General features: G+C 69.5%; 17 protein-coding genes. 3 read left to right on the plus strand and 14 right to left on the minus strand.

What is annotated here, in order from left to right:
* Positions 1 to 7: 7 nt before the first annotated feature.
* Genes ABD817_RS39040 through ABD817_RS39060 form a run of 5 tightly spaced genes read right to left on the minus strand, consistent with a single transcriptional unit; the run spans position 8 to position 5,026 of the window.
* On the minus strand, positions 8 to 1,261 hold the full coding sequence (locus ABD817_RS39040) for a cyanophycinase (protein WP_344923505.1): 1,254 nt from the start codon (positions 1,259 to 1,261) through the stop codon (positions 8 to 10).
* Positions 1,258 to 2,382, minus strand: coding sequence for a M20 family metallopeptidase (locus ABD817_RS39045; protein ID WP_344923506.1), 1,125 nt, complete (start codon positions 2,380 to 2,382; stop codon positions 1,258 to 1,260). The genes ABD817_RS39040 and ABD817_RS39045 overlap by 4 nt, the downstream gene beginning before the upstream one ends.
* Entirely contained in the window at positions 2,379 to 3,140 is a 762-nt protein-coding gene (locus ABD817_RS39050) for an amino acid ABC transporter ATP-binding protein (RefSeq protein ID WP_344923507.1), read from the minus strand. Before ABD817_RS39050 ends, ABD817_RS39045 begins: the two co-directional genes overlap by 4 nt.
* Positions 3,137 to 4,066: an amino acid ABC transporter permease gene (locus ABD817_RS39055; protein ID WP_344923508.1), complete on the minus strand. Its 930-nt coding sequence runs from the start codon at positions 4,064 to 4,066 to the stop codon at positions 3,137 to 3,139. Before ABD817_RS39055 ends, ABD817_RS39050 begins: the two co-directional genes overlap by 4 nt.
* Positions 4,067 to 4,069: 3 nt before the next feature.
* On the minus strand, positions 4,070 to 5,026 hold the full coding sequence (locus ABD817_RS39060) for an ABC transporter substrate-binding protein (protein ID WP_344923509.1): 957 nt from the start codon (positions 5,024 to 5,026) through the stop codon (positions 4,070 to 4,072).
* A gap of 205 nt (positions 5,027 to 5,231) precedes the next feature.
* Between ABD817_RS39060 and ABD817_RS39065 the strand changes: the two genes are divergently transcribed.
* Positions 5,232 to 6,680 (plus strand): pre-peptidase C-terminal domain-containing protein, encoded by a 1,449-nt coding sequence (locus ABD817_RS39065; RefSeq protein WP_344923510.1) that lies wholly within the window; start codon positions 5,232 to 5,234, stop codon positions 6,678 to 6,680.
* An 81-nt stretch (positions 6,681 to 6,761) separates the two neighbouring features.
* On the opposite strand, the gene ABD817_RS39730 is transcribed toward ABD817_RS39065, so the two are convergent.
* The gene (locus ABD817_RS39730; protein ID WP_425583465.1) at positions 6,762 to 6,905 is read right to left on the minus strand and encodes a transcriptional regulator; all 144 of its coding nucleotides are present in this window, start codon (positions 6,903 to 6,905) and stop codon (positions 6,762 to 6,764) included.
* Between the two features lie 94 nt (positions 6,906 to 6,999).
* Positions 7,000 to 7,407: a tyrosine-type recombinase/integrase gene (locus ABD817_RS39070; RefSeq protein ID WP_344923511.1), complete on the minus strand. Its 408-nt coding sequence runs from the start codon at positions 7,405 to 7,407 to the stop codon at positions 7,000 to 7,002.
* Between ABD817_RS39070 and ABD817_RS39075 the strand changes: the two genes are divergently transcribed.
* Positions 7,400 to 8,020 (plus strand): hypothetical protein, encoded by a 621-nt coding sequence (locus ABD817_RS39075; protein ID WP_344923512.1) that lies wholly within the window; start codon positions 7,400 to 7,402, stop codon positions 8,018 to 8,020. The two genes, ABD817_RS39070 and ABD817_RS39075, sit on opposite strands and share 8 nt — an antisense overlap.
* Before the next feature lie 16 nt (positions 8,021 to 8,036).
* Here ABD817_RS39075 and fumC read toward each other — a convergent pair whose 3' ends face one another.
* Entirely contained in the window at positions 8,037 to 9,557 is a 1,521-nt protein-coding gene (gene fumC, locus ABD817_RS39080; RefSeq protein WP_344923513.1) for a class II fumarate hydratase, read from the minus strand.
* Positions 9,521 to 11,260 carry an NAD-dependent malic enzyme gene (locus ABD817_RS39085; protein WP_344923514.1) on the minus strand — a complete coding sequence of 580 codons (1,740 nt, stop codon included), beginning with the start codon at positions 11,258 to 11,260 and terminating at the stop codon, positions 9,521 to 9,523. The genes fumC and ABD817_RS39085 overlap by 37 nt, the downstream gene beginning before the upstream one ends.
* Positions 11,261 to 11,515: 255 nt before the next feature.
* Between ABD817_RS39085 and ABD817_RS39090 the strand changes: the two genes are divergently transcribed.
* The gene (locus ABD817_RS39090; RefSeq protein WP_344923515.1) at positions 11,516 to 11,923 is read left to right on the plus strand and encodes a hypothetical protein; all 408 of its coding nucleotides are present in this window, start codon (positions 11,516 to 11,518) and stop codon (positions 11,921 to 11,923) included.
* On the opposite strand, the gene ABD817_RS39095 is transcribed toward ABD817_RS39090, so the two are convergent.
* From ABD817_RS39095 to ABD817_RS39115, 5 genes are all read right to left on the minus strand, one after another.
* Entirely contained in the window at positions 11,904 to 12,029 is a 126-nt protein-coding gene (locus tag ABD817_RS39095) for a hypothetical protein (RefSeq protein ID WP_344923516.1), read from the minus strand. The two genes, ABD817_RS39090 and ABD817_RS39095, sit on opposite strands and share 20 nt — an antisense overlap.
* A 412-nt stretch (positions 12,030 to 12,441) precedes the next feature.
* Complete coding sequence (locus ABD817_RS39100) at positions 12,442 to 12,837, minus strand: RidA family protein (RefSeq protein ID WP_344923517.1); 396 nt, start codon at positions 12,835 to 12,837, stop codon at positions 12,442 to 12,444.
* A 94-nt stretch (positions 12,838 to 12,931) separates the two neighbouring features.
* The gene (locus tag ABD817_RS39105) at positions 12,932 to 13,720 is read right to left on the minus strand and encodes a DNA-3-methyladenine glycosylase family protein (RefSeq protein WP_344923518.1); all 789 of its coding nucleotides are present in this window, start codon (positions 13,718 to 13,720) and stop codon (positions 12,932 to 12,934) included.
* On the minus strand, positions 13,717 to 13,974 hold the full coding sequence (locus ABD817_RS39110) for a hypothetical protein (protein ID WP_344923519.1): 258 nt from the start codon (positions 13,972 to 13,974) through the stop codon (positions 13,717 to 13,719). Before ABD817_RS39110 ends, ABD817_RS39105 begins: the two co-directional genes overlap by 4 nt.
* A 134-nt stretch (positions 13,975 to 14,108) precedes the next feature.
* Positions 14,109 to 14,596 (minus strand): HAD family hydrolase (locus ABD817_RS39115; protein WP_344923520.1); only part of this gene is annotated, 488 nt, incomplete at its 5' end.

The raw sequence follows: 14,596 nt of genomic DNA on the forward strand, positions 1-14,596 counted from the left end.
GTGATGCTCAGCCGGTACGGATGTCCATCCGCAGTCCGGTGAAGGAGCCTCCGGCGTAGGCGCGGAAGTCCTTGTCCTTGGTGAGGGTGACGGCGAAGCGCGGGCCGGTCTCCAGGGTGAATCCCGTGGCGGAGCGGGAGCGCCACGCGGTCGCCAGGTCCTGGGCGGCCTCGAAGAGCTCGTAGCCGTCGCCCGAGCCGTCGGCCGAGTCGAAGATGTCCTGGCTGGCCGGCCGGGCCGTGCGGTTCTCGCCCCGGGCGGGCAGCTTGCCGGGGGCGATCTGGACGCCGTACGGGGTCCACCGGTCGCCGCGCGTGAGGTGGCTCCAGCGCACGTCGCGGATCGACCACGGCCGCGTGGTCCGCGATCGCGCCAGATCCAGCACGGAGACACCGTGCTCGCCGATCACCCGAAGCCTCTCCCGGCCCATGCCGACGCCGGTGACCAGCAGCGCGGTGTTCTCGTCGAGGCCGAACACCCGCCGGTTACCGGTGTCGGAGGCCAGCCGGACGGCCCGGCCCTGCCTGCCGTAGACGGAGAAGTGGGTGTCGAGCAGGCCGTGGCGGAAGAAGCCGAAGCCGCCGCCCGGCAGGTATCCCAGGACGGTGGCGTCGTCGAAGTAGCCCGCGCGGGCACCGTCGCGCAGGCCCTGGTAGGACTCACCGCCGGTGACCATGTCCTCTCCGGCCTGGATCTGCGCGCCGGCGCTCGTGCCCGCCACGAGCGCGCCCCGGGCGAGGCGTTCGCGGATGGCCGCCAGGACGGGTGAGTCCCTGCCGTCGCGGAGCAGCAGCCGGACGTAACGGTACTGGTCGCCGCCCCCGAAGAAGAAGCCGGTCATGGAGCGCACCTTCGCGGCGAGTTCGGGTGAGTCGGCCGCGGTGGGGTGGTCCAGGTCGATCGGAAGCCATTCGGCGGATCCGGCGCCGTGTCTCTTCAGCAGGTCGCTGTAGAAGACGCCGTTGGAGGCGCTGTTGTTGCCGTCGGGCTCCTGGCTCGGCGGGAGCGACGCGGCCGTGATGACGCCGAACCGGGCCTGGTCACCGCCGGCCCGGCTGACGATCTCGCCGTAGATCTCGTCGTTGTCGTCGTCCAGGGAGCCGCCGACCAGCACCAGGGTGCCGCCGGAGGCCGCGCTCCCGGCGGGCGCGGCGGCGGGTGCGGTGACGGACGCGATGGCTGGTGCGGCGGCGGACACGGTGGCGGCCGTGACGGCCGCGAGCAGCGCCAGAGTGGCCCGGCGCGTGGGGAGGGGGATCATTGTCTCTCCGAGAGTCGTTCGATGAGAGTGGTGAGCAGGGTGACGCGCGGTACGATCGAGGTGAGATCAAGCCATTCGGTCTCGGAGTGGTCGTCGCCGCCAACCGGCCCGAGTCCGTCGAGTGTGGGGGTGCCGACGCCGGCGGTGAGGTTGGCGTCGCTGACGCCGCCGGTGGGCGCGCCCTCGATCTGGAGACACAGTTCCGAGGCGATCGCCTGGGCGAGGGCGAGCATGCCCAGCGTCTCGGGGGTGGCCTCCATCGGCGGGGTGATCGGCCCCCGGCGTACCGTCGCCCGGGTGCCCGGCACACGACTGTCGGCGGCGAGCCGGTCGGCGGCGTGCAGGACGGTGTCCAGATCCCGTACGGCCGGCGCCCGGACCTCGATCTCGATCCTCGCCTCCGGGCAGACGACGTTCGGCCGGGATCCGGCGCGGATCACCCCGGCGTTGACGGTCACGCCGGGCACCAGGCCGTTGAGCTCCTGCAGGCCGATGATCAGATGGGCGGCGGCGAGGGCGGCGTTGGCGCCGCGCTCGGGCTCGATGCCCGCGTGCGCCGCCCGGCCCTCGACGACGACCGTCAGGTCCGCCACGCCCTTGCGCGCGCTGACCAGGTCACCGTTCTCCCGGGCGCATTCCAGGCACAGCGCGTAGTCCGCCTGCCCGCCGAGCGCCTCGATGACCGGCCGGCTGCCCGGCGCGCCGATCTCCTCGTCGGGCGAGGCGCACAGGACCAGCTCGCCGTAGGGTTCGCGCCCCTGCGCGACGAGCGTCTGCACGGCGTACAGCCCGGCCAGCAGCCCGGCCTTGTCGTCGCACACCCCCGGCCCGTAGGCGCGTGAGCCCGATGTCCTGAACGGGCGGGCGGCGGCCGTACCGGATGCGAAGACCGTGTCCATGTGCGCCAGCAGCAGGATGCGGCGGCTGCCCGTGCCGCGCCTGCGGCCGATGACGATGTCGCCGAGTTCGGGCAGCGTCTGCCGCCGCTCGACGTCGAAGCCGAGTACGCCCAGGCGTTCGGCCACGAAGTCTCCGATCTTGTTGACTCCCGCCGCGTCGTAGGATCCCGAGTCGATACCGACCAGGGTCTTGAGGTCGTGAAGATAATCGTCGAGGTTCATAGCACCTTGGAAAGAAACGCGCGAGTGCGGGGATGGCGGGGGTGGTCCAGGATGTCGCGGGGGGCTCCCGACTCGACCACGACACCGTCATCCATGAAGACCGCGGTGTCGGCGACCTCACGGGCGAAGCCGATCTCGTGAGTGACCACGATCATGGTCATGCCGTCGCGGGCCAGGCCGCGCATGACGTCGAGCACGTCCCCGACCAGCTCGGGGTCCAGGGCGGAGGTGGGTTCGTCGAAGAGCATCAGCTTGGGCCGCATGGCCAGCGCTCGGGCGATCGCGACGCGTTGCTGCTGGCCTCCGGACAGGTGCGCGGGATAGGCCCTCGCCTTGTCCTGCAAGCCGACCCTGGCCAGCAGGTCCATGCCCTGCCGTACGGTGTGCGCCCGGTCCTGCCCGCGGACCCTGATCGGGGCCTCCACGATGTTCTCCAGTGCCGTCATGTGAGGGAAGAGGTTGAAGCGCTGGAAGACCATGCCGATGTCCCGGCGCTGCCGGGCGATCTCCCTCTCCTTCAGCTCACGCAACCGGCCGCGGCCCGCCTGGGCGTAACCGACCAGCTCGCCGTCCACGCTGAGCCGGCCGCCGTCGATCTTCTCCAGATGGTTGACGCAGCGCAGGAAGGTGCTCTTGCCCGAGCCGCTCGGCCCGAGCAGGCACATCACCTGGCCCTTGTCCACACGCAGGTCGACACCCTTGAGCACGTCGAGTTTGCCGAAGTGCTTGCGCACCCGTTCGGCCAGGACCATGGTCATCGCGTTCCCCCGACCAGGCGACGCAGCGCGCCGGAGCCGCGACCGGCTCCCCGCCCGTAACGGCGTTCCATGTATGCCTGCGGGATCGACAGCAGGCTGGTGAGTACGAGATACCAGATGCTGGCCACGATGAGCAGGGGAATGGTCTGGTAGTTCTGGCTGTAGATGCGCTGGATCTGCGTCATCATCTCGGCGGCGGCGATCACCGACACCAGGGCGGTGGTCTTGAGCATGTTGATCGTCTCGTTGCCCATCGGCGGCACGATCACGCGCATGGCCTGCGGCAGGATGATCCGGCGCATGGTCTGCAGGGGCGACATGCCCAGAGAGTGGGCCGCCTCGGTCTGCCCGTGGTCGACCGACTGTATGCCCGACCGGATGATCTCCGCCGCGTAGGCGACCTCGTTGAGGCCGAGCGCGAGCAGCGCGGCGACCATGGGGGTGATGACCTGGTTGGTGGGGGCCGACCACAGGACAAGGTCGGTGAAAGGGATGCCGAGCTCAAGCTCGGCGTAGAAGATGCCGAAGAATCCCCAGAAGAGGATTTGCACGAGCAGCGGGGTGCCGCGGAACAGCCAGATGAACGTCCACGAGGCGACCGAGAGCACGGGGTTGCTCGACAGGCGCATGATCGCCACGATGGTGCCGCCCACCATGCCGATGGCCATCGCGGCCGCGGTCAGCCAGACGGTGGTCACCAGCCCGTCGAGGATCACCCGCTTGAACAGGTACTCCCCGATCGTGGGCCAGCCGATGTTGGGGTTGCGGATCAGCGAGTTGACCAGCCCCGCGAGCAGGAACAGCACCGCCGCCGCGGCGAGCCACCGGCCGTAGTGCCGCACGGGGATCGCCCTGATAGGAGGGGGTTCGCCGGCGTCGGCGAGGGGGGCGGCCGCCGGGTCGGTGGGTTTGGCGGTGTGTGCCATGGGCTAGTCCACCGCCGCGTTGACGGTGGCCGTGGTGAGGCCGATGGACTCGGCGTCGTACTTGGCCAGGATCTTGCGGTAGGTGCCGTCGTCCATCAGGGACTGCAGAGCCTTCTGTATGGCCGTGACGAGCTCGGGGTTTTGCCTGGTCACGCCGATACCGTTGGGGGAGGCGTTGTATCCGCCGGGCGCCTCGGGGTCGTCGACGGACTCGAAGGCGTTGCCGCCGTCGGCCGTCTGGGCGGTGTAGATCGCGGCGGGTTTGGTGTTCAGAACGGCGATCACGGTGCCGGCCTTGACGGCGAGCTGGGCGTCGGTGTCCTTGGGGTATTCCTTCTTGTCGATCGCGGGCTTGCCCGCGCCCCGGCACTCGGCCTGCCAGCTGTCGATCAGCTTGGACTGGTTGGTCGCCGCCTGAACGCCCACCCGCTTGCCGCACAGGTCGGCCGGACCGGTGACGCTTTCGGGGTTGCCTTTCTTGACCAGGATGCCGGTCCCGGAGACGGAGTAGTCGACGAAGGTGAGCACCGCCTGGCGCTCCTTGTTGTCGGTGAGCGCCGACATGACCGCGTCGAACCTGCCGGCCTGGATGGCCGGGATGATGCCGTCGAACTTCTGCTGGGTGAACTCGAACCTCACGCCCAGCCGGGCCCCGAGCGCCTGTCCGAGGTCGTAGTCGATGCCGGTGAGGTCGGCGCTGCCCTCGGTGACGAACATCTCGAACGGCGGGTAGGGCGCGTCGGTGGCCACGCGCACTTTGCCGGCGCTGCGCACCGTTTCGGGCAGCAGGGCGGACAGGGCGGGGTCGGCGGTGACAGAGGTCCCGGCGACCGTCGTGGCCGGGGCGGGGGCGTCCGGGGCGGCGGCGGGCTTGACGGTGTCGGCCGTCGTGTCCGCCTGACCGCAGGCGGTGACGCCGAGCAGCGCGAGGCCGGTCAGGAAAAGAGGGGTTGCACGCACGTCGCACCTCGGGAGAGGACTTGGGAGGCTGTGATGAAGCAAACATTACAGATACTCCATATTTCCGCAAGGATGTTACGAATGTAACTTTCGCGTATCGCCATCGATGCCGTTGACACATGCAGGACGTACTAGAAGTTACTTATTCACTTCGCGATCGCCTCGATGTAATGTGCGTTTCATTCCCCCCACTCCGGAGGCTCCCATGCATTCCTCCACCCCCTCCTCCACTCCCTCGGTCACGCGTCGGACACACCGGCCGCTGTCCCTGCTGCTGACCGCGGCGCTGTCACTGCCGCTCGTCCTGGCCGGCGCCCAGCAGGCACAGGCATCCGTCACCCGCGTCCGCCAGGGCAGCGCGTCCGATGTCAGTAGGTCCTCCTGGTCCGGGCCGGCGTTCACGATGAACGGGTCCGGCGGCGTCGTCACCGCCACCATGACCTCGGCCATCAACGCCATCCGCGGCGGAACCGGCTCCCTCGACGTCGTCGTACTCGCCGGCTCCTCGGGCGGAACCCCCGAGTGCGACGCCATCATCGCCCTGGCGGGCGTCAACTCCTGCACCACCGACACCCTGACCGCCGCCGGCGACGGGAACAACGCGCAGGTCAACACCGACATCCGCAACGCCGAGTTCGTCTACTTCGCCGGTGGCGACCAGTGCCGGTACGCGAGTTGGAAGGGCACCTCACTGGAGGCGTCGGTGGAGTCCGTCGTGGCCAAGGGCGGTGGAAGCGGCGGCGGCAGCGCCGGCCACCACATCAACAGCGACATCGTCTACAACGCCTGCGGCGGCAGCGCCACCTCCGCCTCGGCGCTGTCCAATCCCTACGAAAGCGCCATGACCTTCACCTATGGGTTGTTCCAGTGGAAGGACTACCGCGACACGATCAACGACTCCCACTTCGTGGCCCGCGACCGGATGGGACGCACGATGGCCTTCGTCGCACGAGCCCTCAAGGACGGCAGGACCAGCGGAGGCAAGGCCTGGGGGGTGGGCGTGGAGGAGGGCGGCTCCCTCTACCTCGACAAGAACGGGCGGGCCACCCTGTCAGGCGCCGCCGCCTACGTCGTGCTCGGAGACCACCAGCCCGAACGGGCCGTCGCCGGGCAGCCGCTGACCTTCTCCGACTACAAGATCTGGAAGCTCGCCTCCGGGCAGTCCTTCGACTTCAAAAACCGCCCCACCTGCGGCTACTACCTCAGAAGCGTGACCAACGGGGTCGCCGACGGCAACCTCTACGCCGGAACCCCCGTCACCTCCTGTTCCACTCCCCCGCCCACCGGGGAGACCACCTTCGCCGAGGCCGAGGCCAACGACTCCCGGACCACGGCCAACGACATCTCGGGGCTGGCCTATCCGGCGACGGTCACCGGGGACATGAAAAGCACCTCGGACCGGGACTACTTCAAGGTCTCGCTGAACAGCGGGCAGACAATCACCGTCACCTGTTCCATCCCCTCCGACTACGACGCGGACCTGTATGTCCTGAACTCCGCGGGCAGCACGCTCGTCCGCTCCGTCAACAACGGGGCCGGGACCGACGAGTCCCTCACCTACACCGCGACGAGCTCGGGGTCGCACTACGTCGAGCTGGAGGCGTACAGCGGCTCCGGCAGCGCGGACTACTCCTGCGCGATGTCGAAACAGTGACCCCGCGGGACCAGCCCGCGTGGTAACGGCCTGCGCGAGGCTTCCTCCAGCGTTCACCCGCTGTCGGGGACCCTCGCCAGGTCACTGAGACGGCGGGGCTCGTCCAGGTGCCCGCCGGCCCTCGAAGGTGATCGCGATCCATGTGCTTCTGGCGGCCTTGCCCGACGTCTTGGTCACCTTCACATACCCTGCCGTCCGCAGGACCTTGAGATGCTTGCTCAGCACCGAGTCCGGGGGTGAGGAACCAACGGACGGCCATTGGCGCTGAGAAGGATCTTGCTTGCGGTGAGCTGAGGCTGCTCTTGGTTGCGAAGCTTCCTTAGCTCGTTGCCTGGTCCCGGCGTCGGCGTGCGGCGCGGATCTCGGCGTCGGTGACCTTGTCGTCGAGCAGCGCGTACAGCTGGGTGGTTTCGGTGGAGGCGTGGCCGAGGCGGCGGACGCCCTCGATGGAGACGCCGGCGTTGATGAGTTCGGTGGCGTGGGCGTGGCGCAGCCGGTGGATGTCGATCTCGACGCGTGTGGCGGTGCAGTGGATCTGCCAGCGGTGGTGGGCGGCGTCGTAGGACAGGGGCCCGCCCCGGCCGCCGGGCAGATCGCCCCCGGCAGGAGCCGGGGACGGGGTGGCTGACGATGCACAAGCCTGGCTTCGGCTTCGGCCTGCGACGGTGAGGCCCGGAATGCATCCTGACCGGCTCGCCACGCCACGGAAGGGCCCGGTAGTGATCATCAAGACGCTGGAAGAGCTGCGTCAAGCCGACGAGCGCACCTTGCGCTTCACCCCCATGGGTCTGGGCTCTGGCGTACGCATGAACCCGGAAGGCGCCGCTGAGTTCCAGCAGCAGGTCGTCGCCCGCTTCGACCTCGCGCCGCAGGCGGCCGAGGGCACCCGCAAGAGCTTCGAGGACCTGCGCACCGTCTTCGCCACGAGGTCACCCAGTACCCTGCCGATCTGCTGTGGGGACCGGGCTCGCTCACCGACGCCGCCGCATGGAGCGCCGAGGACCGCCCCGAGCCTGACACATGCGATTACCTCGACCGCATCTTCGTCGTCCGTCACGACGGCGTCGGCCTGTATTGGCCGATGCGGCCGTCGGCGGCTTCGCTCTCAGCAGGAAGACACCACCGATCTGGCCGGAGAGACCGCCGATCGCCTGCGTGAAGAGTTCCGCGATGACGACGCTTCCATCGCGTTCCTGCGAAAGACTCCTGGACGCCGTTCTCGCATTGGGCCCGTCAGCTCGGCCTGGTCTTCATCCTCAACGACCACACTTGGGCGCCGGAGCAGAGCGACCTCGCCCCAGATGAGGAGCAGCTTCCCCGAGCCGCTGAACCACTTCTGAGGGTTCCTCCCCGGTCTCAGGTCCCGTCGGCGGAGGCCACACCGGGCCGGGTGAGGCGCTCGGGATCGACGACACGGTCGTAGAGGGCCTCGCCGACACCCGACCTCAGGGCGGCGTCCTTGAGGGTGAGGTCCTCGCGCAGCGCGCGGTGGGCGATGCGCGCGGCCTCGTCGTAGCCGATGGCCGGGCTGAGCGCGGTGACCATCATCAGCGACCGGTCCACGTTGTCCCGCAGCCTGGCGGTGTCGAGCCGGACGCCCTCGACGAGATAGGCGCGGAAGTGGTCCATCGCGTCGGCCAGCAGGCGCAGCGAGCGCAGGACGTTGTCGATGATGACCGGCCGGAAGGCGTTGAGCTCGAAGTTGCCCTCCGCGCCCGCCATCGCCACCGTCGTGTCGTTGCCCATCACCTGCACGCAGACCATCAGCACCGCCTCGGCCTGGGTCGGGTTGACCTTGCCCGGCATGATCGAGGAACCCGGCTCGTTGGCGGGCAGGACCAGCTCGTGCAGGCCCGTACGGGGCCCCGAGCCGAGCCAGCGCATGTCGTTGGCGAACTTGAACAGGGGCACCGCCAGGGTGCGCAGTGCCGCCGAGAAACGCACCAGCGCGTCACAGGAGGCCTGCGCGGCGAACGCGTTGGGCGCGCCGGTGAAGGCGAGCCCGGTGAGGGCGGCGATCCGGGCGGCGACCGCGTCCCCGAACCCCGGCGGCGCGTTCAGCCCGGTGCCCACCGCGGTGCCGCCGATCGCCAGCCGGTGCAGCCCCTCCAGGGCATGTCGGAGATCGGCGTCGGCGTCCTGGAGCTGGGCGGCGTAGCCCGACCACTCCTGGCCGACCGTCAGCGGCGTGGCGTCCTCCAGATGGGTACGGCCGATCTTGACCACGTGCTCCCACTCGCGGCTGTGGGCTTCGGCGGCGTCCCTCAGCCGTGCCAGCGCGGGCAGCAGGCGGCCGGTGGCGGCCCGCAGCGCGGCGATGTGCATCGCGGTGACGAAGGTGTCGTTGGACGACTGTCCCATGTTGACGTGGTCGTTGGGGTGGATCGGTTCCTTGGTGCCGAGCCGGCCGCCGAGTAGCTGGATCGCCCGGTTGGAGATCACCTCGTTGACGTTCATGTTCGACTGCGTGCCCGAGCCGGTCTGCCAGACATACAGCGGGAACTCCGTGTCCAGCTCACCGGCGATGATCTCATCGCAGACCCGGCAGATCAGGTCGGCCTTCCAGCGAGGCAGGCGCCCGGCCTCGCCGTTGACCAGGGCCGCGGCCTTTTTGACGACACCGTAGGCGTGGTAGACGGCTTTGGGCATCCGGTCTTCGCCGATGTCGAAGTGGATCAGTGACCGCTGGGTCTGCGCACCCCAGTAGTGATCGGCCGGAACCTGGATCTCCCCCATGGAGTCACTTTCGGTACGGGTGCCCGAGACCGGCAGCCCGATCGGCACGTCGCCGATCTTCGGCGCGGCCTGGCTCGCGCGGCGCGGATGGCGGGCGGCCACCGTCACACTCCCCTGACCGGCCGGTAGCGCGGCTGCCACATCGCGTCCTGGACCTGCTGGACGGGGTCGGGCAGGTCCACCCGGGCCAGGTCCTCGGCGGCGGCCCGGCGGGCGACCGCGACGGCGACCGTGGCCGAGACCTCCCGCAGATCGGCGACCGGCGGCAGCAGCGAGGCGCCCGGAGCCGAGACGTCGGCCATCGCGCCGACCGCCTCGGCCGCGGCCTGGAGCATGCCGCCGCTGACCCGCCGGGCCCGCGAGACGATCACCCCCAGGCCCAGCCCCGGATACAGCAGAGCGTTGTTGGCCTGGCCGATGGTGTAGGTGAGGCCGCCGTGGGTGACGGGGGCGACCGGGATGCCGGTGGCGACCAGGGCGCGGCCCGCGCTCCAGCGGATCAGGTCCTCGGGCATCGCCTCGATCCGGCTCGTCGGGTTGGAGATCGGGAAGATGACGGGACGCTCGACGGCGGCGGCCATGGCGCGCACGATCTGCTCGGTGAAGGCGCCGTGCGCGGTGGAGGTGCCCAGCAGCATGGTCGGGCGGACCCGGCCGACGACCTCACCCAGCCCGATCCCGTCCTCGCGGGCCTCCCTGGGCCAGCCGGCGACCTCCGCGGCCGGGCGGGCGTAGGGAAGCTGGAAGTCGCGCAGGCCCGACATGTCGTCGGTCAGCAGGCCCTGCCGGTCGACCGCCCAGATCCGCCGGACGGCCTCCTGAGGCGTCAGGCCGTCGCGCACCATCGCGTCGCGCAGCTGGTCGGCGATCCCGATGCCCGCCGTACCGGCGCCGAAGACGACGATCCTCTGCTCACGCATGGGCGTGCCCGAGACGCGGACGGCGCCCAGCATGGCCGCCAGCACGATCGCGCCGGTGCCCTGCATGTCGTCGTTGAAGGTGGCCACGCGGCCGGTGTAGCGCTCCAGGATGCGCCGGGCGTTGGAGGGGCCGAAGTCCTCCCAGTGCAGCATCGCGCCGGGAAAGCCGGCGGTGGCCGCCGAGACGTAGGCGTCGATGAAGTCGTCGTAGCGCCGCCCCCGCACCCGCGAGTGCCGGTTGCCGACGTAGAGGGGATCGTTGAGCAGCCTCTCGTTGTCGGTGCCCACATCCAGCGCCACGGCGACGACCCGGGCGGGGTCGACTCCCGCGGCGGCGGTGTAGACGGCCAGCTTGCCGACGGCGATGCCCGCGCCGCCGCCCACCCCCCAGTCGCCGATGCCGAGGATCTCCTCGGCGTCGGAGGCGACGATCAGGTCGACGTCGTCGGGCCCCAGGCCCAGGTTGGCGAAGGCCCGCCGGATACCCGCCGGGTCGTCGATCGACAGGTAGACCCCCTGCGGCCGCCGGTACTCGTGGCTGTAGCCCTCGATCGCCCGCGCGATCGTCGGGTCGTAGACGATCGGCAGCATCTCGGGCAGGTGATCGCCCAGCAGCCGGTAGAACAACACCTCGTTGCGCTCCTGCAGCGCCGTCAGGTAGATGTTCTTGCGCAGGTCGTCCGGTTGCGCCAGATACTGCGCGTACGCGCGGCGCGCCTGCCGATCCAGCGTCTCGACGGCCGCCGGCAGCAGTCCGTACAGGCCCAGTTCCTCGCGTTCGTCCGGAGTGAAGGCCGTGCCCTTGTTCAGCAGCGGGTTGTCCAGGACCTCCAGGCCGCGCCCCGTGGTGGCGTAGCTCCCGTCGGGATTCTCCGCGAAGCCGTGGCGCGTGCCTTTAGGCTGTGCTCTCCTGCCCGGTGACATCGCTTCCCCCGTCCTTGAGCGTGCGGGCCCGTACCCGTTATGCCCTCCCCGGGGTACGGCGACGAACGCCACAAAAAGAACAAAGATTTCTTTTGCCGCTTATCACCCTTTCAGTGGAGCCCTTCCAGAGGAGGGTGAGCTGGGCCTGGCGGGGCAACGCCAGCGGCAGGGGCTACTCGCACCGCGCCCGAGTTCAACAGGGCCCGCCAGGATCCGGCCCGAGACGAGCTGCTCCTGGGCCGCCCTGCGGGGGCGGTGTTCTTCACCTCCACCGGGGTCGGCAACCGCCGGTTCATCGCTTCGGGCCCGTTTCACAGCTGGATGGCCTGGAGTCATCCGCACATCGACGGCGCCGCCAGCATGATGTTCCCGCTGGAGATCAACGGCTTCCAGGCCAGCACCACCGCATCGCCCCACCCACCCGTGCGCGGCCCGAGGCACGCTGTCGTTGACCCGCAGGCAGGAAAGGGGCAGCCGCGACCGGTCGCCTTATCGATGCGCGATGACGTGACGGTCCTGCTTGAATGGTGGAAGGTGAGTCACAAGAAGGTCTCCGGCTCGATGCCGTCGACGACGGCCCTCATGACAGGGGTCGCATCGCCTGCGGGCGTCAGGGACACCGGTCGCACCGGCGTGAGCGTCGTCATCGGGCTGCCCGCATGAGCAGGACGCGCCCGCCGGCAGGCATCCCGCGCATCCAGGCATGGGTCAGCCGGAGGCCGCCTGCCTCGACGATGCCGTTCATGACGATCAGCTCGCTTTCGCCCACGGAGCCGGATCGTCAGTGTCTCCTACCGCGAGCTCCTGCGAGACCGTACGTACGCACGAGGTCCAGGGTGGTGGTCACCGTACCGGCTGCGCTTCATCGTTCACGCCTCCTACCTGAGGGGTATTCGCTGATCACCGAACCGGACCCCGAGCAGCGCCGGCTCGGCTCAGGCAGCCAGAGCAGGCACGCCCGCCAGGTGAATGGGATGAAAGCGCGTTCGGCCAGGCCGGAGCGGGGGTCGCGAGCCAGGGCAAGTTCGATGTCGGCGTCGGTGTAGGGGCGACCGAAGCAGTCGTCGGTCAGGGGCCCGCGCCGGCCGGACGCCCCGGTCCACCACTCGCCCGGCGCGACGCGGAGCCGCAGGTCGTCCAGGACCTCTGCGCTTGGGTCGGCCGCACGCGGCGCGAACGCGTCACACGGTGGCGACACAGTCCATTTCGATGTCGAAGGTTCCAGGCCAGGCGGGAACGGTGACGAAGATCCGGGCGGGTGGATCGTTGGGGAAGTAGCGCGTGTAGATCGCGTTGACCGCGGCGAATTTCTCGACCGATGTGCAGTACACGTTGCACTTGAGCACCTTGCCCAGAGACGACCCGGCCGTCTCCAGGCAGAGTTTCATCTGCTCCAGGACGAGTTCGGTCTGGCGTTCGATGGAGGCATCCTGGACGACCTTTCCGGTGCCGGGGTCGAAGGGAGGAAATCCCGACACGTAGACGGTGTCACCGCTTCGAGTGACGGCCGAGGTCGGCGCCTTCCACCGTTCCAGGTAGGTCGACAAGGGTTCGACTCGGATAATCTCTTTCTCCATCACCGCTCTTCCCTTCCCCCGATACGGACTCTTCGATGACGCGCTCACCCGGGAAATCCGGGGAGGACGCGTGGTTGTCGCGGTGTGCGGCGGTTCATCCAGATGGCGGCTCAGCACGCCGGTCTCGGGCGGGGCGGGGCGACCATGTCGCCGCTGACGACGAGCGCGAATCGGTCATCGTCTCGCGGCTCAGGGCGCGGGCCTTGGGGTCGGAGGGCTCGCCGGCGGGTCGTAGTGATCGCCACAGCAGCGCGGCCGCATAGGAGCGATACGGCGCCCATCCGGCCGCCATGTCGCGTACCTTGCCTACGGCGGGCAGCTCGCGGAGTCGCCAAGCCTCGCGGACGGCGCGGCGGATGCCGCTGTCTCCGGCCGGCAGGACGTCGGGCCGGTGGAGCTGGTGGATGAGGAACATCTGCGCCGACCACAGGCCGATGCCGCGCACCGCGGTGAGCGCGGCGATCACCTCGCCGTCGTCGAGCGGGGCCATGTTCTCAATGTCGATCAGCCCGCTCGCCTGCCGCTGGGCAAGGTCCAGGACGTAGGCCGCCTTGGCCCGGGAAAGGCCGCGTTCACGCAACCGCTCGGCGCCCAGCCGGATAACGCCGTCCGGGGTGGGAATGCCGCCGGTGGCCGCGGCGATCCGATCGAAGACGACGAACGCCACGGTGGCGGAGATCCGCTGTCCGATGATGTGCAGTGCCATCGCGGCGAAGTGACTCGCCCCGGTGCGTCCGCCGTCGTGCCATTCGAAGGGATCGGGCCGGCCGTACTCGTCGAGCAGGCGCGCGAAGACCGGCTCACGCCCGGCGAGGTGGCGGTACTGATGCTCGAACGCGCTGATGACTCCTCCTGTCGTGTCGCTGGAGAACGTCGTGGTCATTCGGCGACGTCGCGGGATTGCACGACGTGGTCGTCCAGCGGCGGGAAGATCTGATCGATGACGATGCGCTTGGAGCCGGACATGGGTGTGCCTTCTTTCCTTCGTCCGGAGCCTGCGCAGACAGGCGGCCCCTGACGCCCGGTCCAATCCGGTGGTTGGGTGAGCCTGAGATCCCTCCGGTCGAAGCGGTGCGCGAATGCGGCGTTCGGATGTAACGCGCCGCGGTTTGCGGCAGCTCGTTTCTGCGTGGCCACGCCGGCGTCGTGAGGCTTCGAGCCCGCTCTAAGCCTCACGAGCAGTCCCGGCCCGGGCCCACGTGTCGAAGCGGTCGCGCCGCGACACCGCATGTGTCTGTATATCGGTGGCCGCGTCGGGGCCGTCGTACGGCTTATGAGCGCCACCGCTGAATCAGTTGCCCGGCCAGGGCCGGCAGGTCGGGCGCGACGAGGTTGGGCTGCGGCAGGGAGGCCACCGGCAGGGGCGCGTTGCCCGGCCGGGTGACGAGACCCGCGGTGTAGCCGGCGCTTTGTGCTCCCACCGTGTCCCAGACGTGGGCGGCGACCATGAAGCAGGTGGACGGCGGCACGCCCAGTTCCTGGGCCACCAGGTGATACACCTGCGAGGCGGGCTTGTAGGCGCGAACGGTCTCGACGGTGAACCGCCGCTCGAAGAAGTGCGCGAGGCCGGCGTGCTCCAGCGGACTCTCGCCCTGCGGGTTGGACGGGGAGTTCGTCAGCGTCACCAGGCGGAAACCCGCGTCCCTCATCCGGGTCAGCCCCTCCTCCACGTCGGGGTGCGCGGGCATCGTCAGCATCGCCTGCCTGATCTCCTCGACGTCGGAGCCGGAGACCTTCACCCCGTGGATGTCCCCGACCA

This window comes from Streptosporangium oxazolinicum, from assembly GCF_039537505.1.
In the GTDB taxonomy this organism is placed as follows: Bacteria; Actinomycetota; Actinomycetes; order Streptosporangiales; family Streptosporangiaceae; genus Streptosporangium; species Streptosporangium oxazolinicum.